Consider the following 10190-nt stretch of genomic DNA (forward strand, 5'->3'; position numbering starts at 1 on the left):
GAGCCCGGCCCCCCCCCGCCTCGCGACGCCCCCCGCGCGCGCCCGGGGCCGCGCCGCGCGGCCCCCCGCCCGCCCCCCGCCCCACCCCACGACCGCCCCGCCGGGTGCCGTGCCGCGGGCCGGCGGGGGGGACGGGTGTCAGCAGTGACGAGGTGTTCCAGGTCGAGACGCACGGGATCGACCCGATCCCCGACGAGGACCGGCACGGCAGTGCCAAGGACATCTTCTGGCTCTGGTTCGGCTCCAATCTGACCTTCACCTACGTCATCAACGGCGCTCTCGCCGTCGGCTTCGGACTCTCCTTCTGGCAGGCCACCGCCGCCGTCGTGATCGGCGGGCTGACCTTCTTCGTCATCAGCGCCGCCGGCCTGAGCGGGATACGTACCGGCACCGCGACCCTGGTCATCTCCCGGGCCCCCTTCGGTGTCCTCGGCAACTTCCCGGCCGGACTGCTCAACTGGGTCGTCTCCATCGGCTACACCATCGTCAACACGGTGGTCGGCACCCTGGCACTCGAAGCGCTCTTCGCCGACATCGGATGGCACGGCGGCGACGCCTCCCGGGCGCTCGCGCTGGTGATCACCCTCGCCGTGACCTTCGCGGTCGCCATGTGGGGCCATGCCACGGTGCAGTTCGCCGAGCGGTGGATGGCGTACGTGCTCGCCGCCGGGTTCGGAGTGCTGCTGGTCTTCCTGCTGCCCGGCGCCACGACGGGCGCCGACTCCGGGGGAGCCCCCGGGTTCTCCGGCTGGACGCTCGCCTTCGTCGTGATGCTCGCGGGCCCCTTCTCGTATCTGCCGATGCCCGCCGACTACACCCGATATCTGCCCCGTGAGACCTCGCTGCGCTCCCTCACCTGGACCGGTGCGCTCGGCGGCCTCATCTCATCGGTGGCGCTCGGCGTCGCCGGGGTCGCGGCCGCCACCCAGGCCGATATGACGGACGCCGTGGCCGGGGTGGAGAAGCTGCTGCCCGGCTGGTTCCAGCCGGTCTTCCTGCTGCTCGTGCTCGGCGGTTCGGTCACCAACTCGATCCTCACCCTCTACTCGTCCAGCCTCAACCTCCAGGTGCTCGGCATCCCGTGGAGCCGGGCCAGGGCGATCATCGTCAGCGTCGCCGTGACCGCGCTCGGCTCGCTCGGCGCGCTCTTCCTGGTGGACTTCACCGAGTCGCTGCTGAGCTTCCTCTCCCTGCTGATCATCGTGTTCGCCCCGTGGGGCGGGGTCTTCCTCGCCGACATGCTGATGCGCCGCTGCCGTTACGACACCCGCGCGCTGCACGCGGGGCGCGACGGTGCGTACTGGTACCGCGGCGGCTTCCATGTCCCCGGGATGGCCGCCCTCGTCGCCGGCATGGCCTTCGCCGCGCTGACCTGCGACTCGGAGCTGTGGACCGGGCCGCTGGTCGCCCCGCTCGGCGGCGGCGACCTCACTCTGCTCGGCTCGGTCGTCTCCGGGCTCGTCTACTGGGTCCTGGCCCGTGGCCGGTTGCGCGGGGCCCCCGCCGACAGCTGACCGGCCCGCGTCCGTACGGGCCGGACGACGCCACCCCGTACGGCCGGCACCACGAGCACCATCCCCACCACCGGCGCCGCCGACACCGCCCCCGTCACTCGTACCTCCCGCACCATCCGTACCTCCCGTACTACCCCCAGGAGTCCGTCCCTCATGACCCGCACCGCCGCCCCCGCCGACCTGGTTCTGCGCAACGCCCGTATCCACACCGTCGATCCGCGGCTCCCCGCCGCCGAGGCACTCGCCGTCCGCGGCGGCCGTATCGTCTGGCTCGGCCCCGACGCTGAGGCGGCGGCCTGGACGGGCGAGGGCACCCGGACCGTCGACGGGGCGGGCCGGCTGGTGCTGCCCGGCTTCATCGACGCGCACAACCACGTACGGCTCGGCTCCGACGACGCCTGCGTCCAGCTCGCCGGAGCCCGCACCCTCACCGAGATCCACCACCGCATCACCGCCTGGAGCGCCGAGCACCCCGACGCCGAGTGGATCGAGGCCGAGGCCTTCGACTACTCGGCGATCCCGGACGGCCGGATGCCGAACGCCGCCGACCTCGACCAGGTCACCGGCGACACCCCCGCCTTCGTCCTCAGCTACGACGTCCACACCGCCTGGCTCAACACCGCGGCCCTGCGCCGTCTGGGCGTCACCAGGGAGACGACCTCGCTGCCGTTCGGGCGCGCCGAGACCGACCCGGTCACCGGTGAACCCACCGGATTCATCAAGGACTTCGCGGTGAAGGGGCTCTCCCGTGCGGGACACAGAGCACTGCGCGAACTGGGCGTGCCGTGGGCGGCACCCGACCGGCAGTACGGCCGGCTGGTGAAGAGCCTGGACGACGCGATCGGCTTCGGCATCACCACCGTCGTCGAACCGCAGAACTCCCTGGACGACCTGGAGCTGTTCACCCGCGCCCGCGCCGATGGCCGGCTCCGTTCGCGCCTCGTCGCCGCGCTCTTCCACCCGCGCGGCACCACCGACGCCGACCTGGACGACTTCGCGGCGGCCGCCGCCCGGTTCGACGACGACCGCATGCGGGTCGGCCCGCTCAAGCTCTACATCGACGACGTGGTCGAGCCGCGCACCGCAGCGCTCCTCGAACCGTACGCGGGCTGCGGCAGGCACCGGGGCGACACCTTCTACCCGGCGGAGGAGTTCGCCGGGCTGCTCGCCAAGCTGGACGCCCGGGGCTTCCAGTGCTTCGTGCACGCCACCGGGGACCGGGGCATCCGCACCGTCCTGGACGCCGTCGAGCACGCCGCCGCGGTCAACGGGCGGCGCGACGCCCGCCACCAGGTCGTCCACGTCGAGTGTCTGGACCCGCAGGACACGGCGCGCTTCGCCGAGCTGGGTGTCGTCGCCTGTATGCAGCCGAGGCACTGCGCCCCCGAGATCGCGGGGCCCGGCCAGGACTGGGCGCAGAACATCGGCTCGGACCGCTGGCACAAGGCCTGGCCCATGCGCAGCCTGCACGAGGCGGGTGCCGTGCTGGCCTTCTCCAGCGACTGGAACGTGGCCGAGATGGACCCGCTGATCGGCATCTACACCGCGGTCACCCGCCGTCCGCTCGGTGGCGGCGAGCCCTGGCAGCCGGGCGAGACAGTGGATGTCGAGACGGCGGTGCACGGATACACCATGGGCTCCGCGTACGCCAACTTCCTTGAGGACGAACGTGGTTCGCTGAGCGTCGGCAAGCTGGCAGACTTCACCGTCCTGTCCCGGGACATTCTGCGGATCCGCCCGGAGGACATCCCCGGTACGAAGGCCGAGCTGGTCGTCGTCGGCGGCGAGGTGGTGGCCGGGACCGGGGCCTGAGACCCGGGAGCCGGGGGCCGTGGCTACGGCCCGGCCCCCGGCGGCAGCCGCCCCGGCCGTGTACGGCATCGTGAGGACCGGCAGGGACCTCCGGGTCCACCGGCTCCCGTACCGGAGCGCCGCCGCCGGGCACGCGCTCCACCGGGACAAGGACAGACAGGGGACCCGCGATGAGCGACGACGGAGTGCGGGCGCGCACCGAGGGGCGGATCGGCCTTCTCACCCTCGACCGGCCGAAGGCGCTGAACGCGCTGAACCGGGCGATGGTGAACCGTATCGACAAGGCGCTCACCGCCTGGGAGCAGGACCCCGCCGTGGAGAGCGTCGTGCTCACCGGGGCGGGGGAGCGCGGGCTGTGCGCGGGCGGCGACATCCGGATGATCTACGAGGATGTACGCACAGGGGGGAGCGGAGCGGACGCGTTCTGGCGTGACGAGTACCGGCTGAACGCCCGGATCGCCCGCTACTCCAAGCCGTATGTCGCCCTCATGGACGGCATCGTGATGGGCGGCGGTGTCGGGGTCTCGGGCCACGGGAGCGTCCGGATCGTCACCGAGCGCTCCAGGATCGCGATGCCCGAGACGGCCATCGGGTTCGTCCCCGATGTCGGGGGCACCCATCTACTCGGCAGGGCGCCCGGGGAGCTCGGCACCCACCTCGCGCTGACCGGGGCGGCCGTCGGTGCGGGCGACGCGCTGCTGTGCGGGCTCGCCGACCACTTCGTACCGGCGGAGCAACTCCCGGGCCTGCTAGCGGCGTTGGCCCGGGAGCCGGTGGCCGATGTGCTCCGGGCCCATGCGGCCGGGGCGCCGGGTGCGGAGCTGGCCGGGCAGCGGGAGTGGATCGACCACTGCTATGCGGCCCGCACGGCCGAGGAGATCATCGCCCGCCTGCTCGGCACCGGAGTGCCCGCCGCCAAGGAGACCGCCGAAACCCTGCTGAGCCGGTCGCCCACCGCGCTCAAGGTGACGCTGGCCGCGGTCCGCCGCGCCCGTGAACTCGGCACGCTGGAGCGGGTCCTGGAGCAGGAGTACCGGGTCTCGCGCTCCGCGCTGGCCTGGCCCGACTTCATGGAGGGGATCCGCGCCCAGGTCATCGACAAGGACCGCGAACCCCGCTGGTCCCCGGCGGAACTGGCCGGGGTCACCGATGAGCAGGTCGACGGCTGCTTCACGCACCTCGGCGCCGCGGAGCTCGACCTTTCCTGACGCGGTCCCGGGGCGGGCTCCTGATGCGGCCCTGGGCGGGCCGGACTCATGCACTTCTCATCTACGGCACTCCGTGCACACCTGGCATGACGTGCCAGTGAGGGCATAGGTTCTGCCCATGTCCTCATCGACGCACAGTGCCGTGATGGCGGCGCTCGTCCTGGTCCTTGCCGCTGCCGCGATACCGGCGTACCGGCCGCTCGCACGGAGAACGGGCCGGCCGGCCGCGGTCACACTGGCGGCGCTGCTCGCGGTGGCGCTGTGTCTGGGGATCACGCTGCCCGATCAGATCGTCGGCGGGACGGCCGGGCGGCTCGGGGCGTGCGTGACCGGCGACTCGGTCCGTACGCTCACGGGCGGCGCTGTTCACAACGCGGTCAATGTGGTGCTGTGGGTGCCCCTGGGGCTGCTGGCCACCCTGGCCTCGCGCCGGCCGGTGCTCGTGACGCTCGCGGGGTCGGCGGCCTGGGTGGTGGTCGAGCTGTTGCAGACGCTCGACCCCGTACGGTCCTGCCAGCCGCTCGACTGGGCGAACAACACGCTGGGCGTCGCGGCCGGGGCACTCATCGGGTGGCTGATCGGCCGTGCCCGCGACGCCCGGCAGGCACGCTGAGCCGGTGGCCCGGTGGCCCGGTGGCCCGGTGGCCCGGTGGCCCGGTGGCCCGGTGGCCCGGTGGCCCGGTGGCCCGGTGGCCCGGTGGCCCGGTGGCCCGGCCGTCCGCTGTGCCGCCGAGCCGATGCCCGCTCCGTCTGCTATTCCGCGGAAGCCTCCCGGGGCCAGCTGCCGGTCGTGCGCAGCAGGGCGATGAAAGCCCGCTCGGCCGGGGAGAGCAGCCGGTCGCGTCGGCTCACCAGGCTGATGGGGCGGGAACGCGGCCGCGGGCCCACCGGCACCACCGCCAGGGAACCGGCCCGTACATCGCCGTCGACCGCGTGCTCCGAGATCAGCGTGAGCCCGAGACCGGCGGCCACACACTGCTTGACGGCCTCCGGGCCCCAGATGTCGCCGTGCGACACCTCCGTCAGACCCCACTCGGCCAGCACCTCCTCCTGCAGCTCGCGGGTCTGCGAGCCGGGCTCGCGCAGCAGGAAGCGGCAGCCCGCCAGCTCGGCGGGACCGACCTCACCGGCACCCGCCAGCGGATGCGACGGCGCGGCGACGAGCACCAGCCGCTCGTCCAGTACGTGTTCGACGACGAGCTGAGCCGCGGTGGGCGCCCCCGCGACCACCGCGACGCCGATTCCGCCGCCGACCAGCCGTTCCAGTACCGCCTCGTTGTTGCCCACGAAGATGTCGCACTCGATGCCCGGATGCGCGCTCTGGTACCGGGCGAGGAGCGACGGCAGCAGATAGGTGCCGACCGTCGTGGTGCCGCCGACCAGCAGCCGTCCCGATGCCAGTCCACTGACCTGCTGCACCGCGGCGACAGCCTCGTCGGCGAGCAGGAAGACCCGTTTCCCGTACTCGGCCAGGACCTCGCCCTCGGCCGTGGGCCGGATCCGGGTGCCCGAGCGGTCCACCAGCGTGACCCGCAGGGACTGCTCAAGTCTGCGCACTTGGTTGGAGACGGACGGCTGGCTCATATAGAGCTTCTGCGCCGCCGCCGAGAAGCCGTGGTGCTCGACCACCTGCATGAAGATCCACAATCGGTGGAGGTTGAGTTCCACATGCCTCCTGAGCTGGCTCATCGACTCTCCGCACCCGGCAGCCTAACGGCGGACCGGCCTGGTGGGCAGGGGTGCGGCGACCCCGTCGGAGCTATGGGCCTCATAGCGATTCCGGTGGTTCTCCACCGGTCGCGGCGGGTGCTACCCATGAAAGAGGAGAGCGGCAGCCACCGCTCCGGACTTCGACCTCAGGGGTGGATCCGTACATGAAGGAATCTGTGGCCGAACGGCTCGACGTGAACGGGCGAAGCTACGGCCGGCCCCGCCGGCCGGTCGTCGTGGTCTGCATCGACGGCAGTGAACCCGCCTACCACGAACGGGCCGTGGCGGACGGCCGGATGCCTTTCCTCGAACGCATGCTGGAGCGCGGCAGCGATCTGCGGGCCGACTGCACCATGCCGTCGTTCACCAACCCCAACAACCTCTCCATCGCGACCGGCACACCCCCCTCGGTGCACGGCATTTGCGGCAACTACTTCTACGACACCGAGACCGGTACCGAGGTCATGATGAACGACCCGGCGCTGCTGCGTGTGCCCACCCTCTTCGCTACGTTCTCCGCCGCCGGGGCGAAGGTCGCCGTCATCACCGCCAAGGACAAGCTGCGCAGGCTGCTGGGGCGTGGCCTGGTCGACGGCATGTGCTTCTCGGCCGAGAAGGCCGACCAGGTCACGGAGGAGGAGAACGGCATCGGCAAGGTGCTGGAGCGGGTCGGCATGGAGCTGCCCTCCGTGTACAGCGCCGGGCTCAGCGAACTCGTCATGGCGGCCGGCGCGGACGTACTGGAGCAGGAACGGCCGGACCTCATGTACCTCTCGCTCACCGACTACGTCCAGCACAAGCACGCACCGGGCTCACCCGTCGCCAACGACTTCTACGCCATGCTCGACGGCTACTTCGAGCGGATCGACGCGCTCGGCGCCGTCCTCGTCGTCACCGCCGACCACGGCATGAACGCCAAGAGCGACGGGCGGGGCGACGCCCGGGTGGTGTTCCTCCAGGACGTACTCGACGCACGGCTCGGCGAGGGAACGGCGCGGGTCGTGCTGCCCATCACCGACCCGTACACGGTGCACCACGGCGCGCTCGGCTCGTACGCGACCGTGCATCTGCCCGAAGACACCGACGTGGCACCGCTGGTGGCCGCGCTCGCCCTGCTGGACGGCGTGGACACCGTGCTCACCCGGGCACAGGCCTGCGAGCGCTTCGAGCTGCCGCCCGACCGGATCGGCGACCTCGTCGTCATCGCCGAACGCAACACGGCGCTGGGCACCACCCCGGCCCGGCACGACATCTCCGGCTTCGAGGAACCGCTGCGCTCGCACGGCGGACTGACGGAGCAGCGGGTGCCCTTCCTGGTCAACGCGCCGACCGGGCCGCTGCCCGACGGCCACCGGCTCCGTAACTTCGACGCCTACTGGGTGGGCACCGCACTCGCGGCGGACCGGCCGCTCACCGGCTGACGCCGACCGGTCCGAACGCCCCCTCCGCGACCCCCGCACCACTGACCCGGCCCCGGCGTGCGCTGTCGAGGCGTGCGCCGGGGCCGAGCCATGCCCAGGTACGACTCCGATCCCTCACCCGCACCCCCGCGCCGAGGACAGGACACCGCCATGGCAGACACCCCACCGCAACCACCACCGGTTTCGCGACCGGCACCGGCATCACAGCCGCCCCCGGCCGGCCCACCCGTCACCACCCGTGAGGCACTCGCAGAGGTCTCACCGCTGCTCCGTTCCGCACGGTCCCGCCGCTGGCGCCGGCAGATCTTCGCGATCACCTGGCTCGCGTACGTCGGCTTCTACTTCGTACGGCAGGCGTTCTCCGTCGCCAAGCTGGGCATCCTGGACGACCCCTCCGTGCATACCGTGCTCACCGAGCACGTCCTCGGCGTCATCGACGCGGTCTACCTCGCGGCGTACGCGGCCGGTCAGTTCCTCTGGGGCATGTGGGCCGACCGGTTCGGGCCCCGGGTGGTGGTGATCGGCGGAATGGCCGGTGCCATGGCCGCGGCCTGCGTGATGGGGCTGAGCAGCGCCCTCCTGGTGTTCGGCGGCGCCATGGTGGTCCAGGGGCTCGCCCAGTCGGCGGGGTGGGCGCCGCTCTGCAAGAACATGGGGAACTTCTTCGCCGTGGGGGAGCGCGGCCGGGTGCTCGGCGTATGGAGCACCAACTACGCGTTCGGCGGGCTCGTGGCCCCGCCCTTCCTCGGATGGGTCGCCTACTCCGTGTTCGACAGCTGGCGGGCGGCCTTCCTCTCCGGCGCCGCCACCCTCGCCGTCGTACTCCTGCTGTTCGTGCTCTTCCAGCGGGACTCGCCCCGGGACGTGGGCCTTCCGGAGCCGGCCGGACCTGCGGAACTCACAGAACCCGGGTCGCTCACGGAAGCCACGGAAGCCAAAGAACCCACGGAAGCCGCGGTACCCACAGAACCCGCGGAGACCCCGGAGGCCGTACGGAGTGCCGTGCCCCGGACCGACGGTGTGCCGCGACACTCGGCCATCGGCCTCTACCGCGAAACCCTGCGCGACCGCATGGTGCTCACCCTCGGCCTCTGCTACTTCCTGCTCAAGCCCGCCCGTTACGCCATCCTCCTCTGGGGCCCGGTGATCGTCAGCCACCGGCTCCCGGAGATCGACAAGGTCGGCGCCACCCTCATCCCCATCGCGTTCGGGGTCACGGGCGTCCTCGCCCCGATCCTGGTGGGCTGGGTATCCGACCGGCTCTTCCGGTCCCGGCGGGTGCCCGCGTGCGTCCTCGCCCTGGGCGTACTGACCGCGGCCCTCGCGCTGTTCATGCCGCTCACCGCGGCCGGCAGCGTCGAGGTCATGATCGCCGTGCTCGCGGTGATCGGGCTCGCCGTGTACGCGGCCGACGCGATGATCTCGTGTGTCGCCGCCGTGGACTTCGGCAGCGCCAAGGGCGCCGGAACCGCCGCAGGTCTGGTCAACGGCTGCGGCTCGGTCGGCGCCATCCTCGGCGGTCTGCTCCCCGGGTTCCTCTCCGGGGGCGTGCTGTTCACCGGCTTCGCCGGGGCCGCGCTCCTCGCCGGACTGCTGATGCTCCCGCACTGGAACCGCGTACCGCGCACCACGTCCTGAGCCTCCTGCACACCACGAGAAGGAGACAGCCATGACCGTCAACCGTGCCGACACCGCCGTCGTCGGCGGAGGCATCGTCGGCCTCGCCCACGCGCTCGCCGCCGCCCGCCGGGGGGACCGCGTCGTCCTGTTCGAGCGCGACGACTTCGCCGTCGGCGCCTCCATCCGCAACTTCGGCATGATCTGGTCGGTCGGCCAGCAGCGCGGCGAGGTGTACGAACGAGCCCTGCGTACCCGGGAGATCTGGCTGGAGATCGCCGCCAAGTCCGGCCTCTGGGCCGCGCCGACCGGTTCGCTGCATCTGGCACACCACCCCGACGAGGTCGCAGTCCTGGAGGAGTTCCTCGCGATCACCCCAGCGGCCCGGGAGCGCGGCGTACGGATGATCACCGCGGCCGAGACCCGGGAACGCAGCACCACCGCGCGCACCGACGGGCTGCTCGCCGCGATGTGGAGCCCGACCGAACTCAACGTCGACCCCAGGCTCGCCATCCCGGCGGTCGCCAGGCATCTGGTGACCGAGTACGGCGTCGACATCCGGTTCGGCACGACCGTACGCGGTATCGGTCTGCCGACGGTCTCCACCACCGAGGGCGACTGGCACGCCGACCGGGTCTATGTCTGCAGCGGCAACGACTTCGCGACGCTCTACCCCGAAGTCTTCGCCCGGAGCGGGCTGGTGCGGTGCAAGCTCCAGATGATGCGCACCGGCGCCCAGCCGGCCGGCTGGCAGCTCGGCCCGATGCTCTGCGGCGGGCTGACCCTGCTGCACTACGCGGCCGTCGACGTCGGTGTGTGGAAGGGCGCGCGGGGCGCCCCGGTGGGGGTGGAACCTCCCGACCACCCGGGGTAAGGCCGCCCGGTGCGGGGCAGCCACACCGCGGGCG

8 protein-coding genes are annotated in these 10190 nt (G+C 72.1%); 7 read left to right on the top strand and 1 reads right to left on the bottom strand.

Going from position 1 to position 10190, the window contains the following annotated elements; all coding sequences use genetic code 11:
- Nucleotides 1-104 precede the first annotated feature (104 nt).
- The 4 genes from ACFXBC_RS33855 to ACFXBC_RS33870 all read left to right on the top strand — a co-directional run bounded on the left by ACFXBC_RS33855 (nucleotide 105) and on the right by ACFXBC_RS33870 (nucleotide 5147).
- Nucleotides 105-1514 carry a purine-cytosine permease family protein gene (locus tag ACFXBC_RS33855; protein ID WP_385033529.1) on the top strand — a complete coding sequence of 470 codons (1410 nt, stop codon included), beginning with the start codon at nucleotides 105-107 and terminating at the stop codon, nucleotides 1512-1514.
- A gap of 153 nt (nucleotides 1515-1667) precedes the next feature.
- Complete coding sequence (locus ACFXBC_RS33860; protein WP_385033532.1) at nucleotides 1668-3326, top strand: amidohydrolase; 1659 nt, start codon at nucleotides 1668-1670, stop codon at nucleotides 3324-3326.
- A 170-nt stretch (nucleotides 3327-3496) separates the two neighbouring features.
- Nucleotides 3497-4534, top strand: a complete 1038-nt coding sequence (locus ACFXBC_RS33865; RefSeq protein WP_385033535.1) for an enoyl-CoA hydratase/isomerase family protein — start codon at nucleotides 3497-3499, stop codon at nucleotides 4532-4534.
- A gap of 118 nt (nucleotides 4535-4652) precedes the next feature.
- Nucleotides 4653-5147: a VanZ family protein gene (locus ACFXBC_RS33870; protein ID WP_385033537.1), complete on the top strand. Its 495-nt coding sequence runs from the start codon at nucleotides 4653-4655 to the stop codon at nucleotides 5145-5147.
- A 140-nt stretch (nucleotides 5148-5287) separates the two neighbouring features.
- On the opposite strand, the gene ACFXBC_RS33875 is transcribed toward ACFXBC_RS33870, so the two are convergent.
- Nucleotides 5288-6223 (bottom strand): LysR family transcriptional regulator, encoded by a 936-nt coding sequence (locus ACFXBC_RS33875; RefSeq protein ID WP_385033540.1) that lies wholly within the window; start codon nucleotides 6221-6223, stop codon nucleotides 5288-5290.
- 185 nt (nucleotides 6224-6408) lie between these two features.
- Here ACFXBC_RS33875 and phnA point away from each other — a divergent pair, with 185 nt between their 5' ends.
- From phnA to ACFXBC_RS33890, 3 genes are all read left to right on the top strand, one after another.
- On the top strand, nucleotides 6409-7665 hold the full coding sequence (gene phnA, locus ACFXBC_RS33880) for a phosphonoacetate hydrolase (RefSeq protein ID WP_385033543.1): 1257 nt from the start codon (nucleotides 6409-6411) through the stop codon (nucleotides 7663-7665).
- Nucleotides 7666-7815: 150 nt separating this feature from the next.
- On the top strand, nucleotides 7816-9303 hold the full coding sequence (locus tag ACFXBC_RS33885) for an MFS transporter (protein WP_385033546.1): 1488 nt from the start codon (nucleotides 7816-7818) through the stop codon (nucleotides 9301-9303).
- 31 nt (nucleotides 9304-9334) lie between these two features.
- Nucleotides 9335-10156, top strand: coding sequence for a TIGR03364 family FAD-dependent oxidoreductase (locus tag ACFXBC_RS33890; protein ID WP_385033549.1), 822 nt, complete (start codon nucleotides 9335-9337; stop codon nucleotides 10154-10156).
- Nucleotides 10157-10190: the final 34 nt, after the last annotated feature.

Origin of the sequence: Streptomyces sp. NPDC059398 (assembly GCF_042751845.1) — a bacterium.
Classification (GTDB): domain Bacteria; phylum Actinomycetota; class Actinomycetes; order Streptomycetales; family Streptomycetaceae; genus Streptomyces.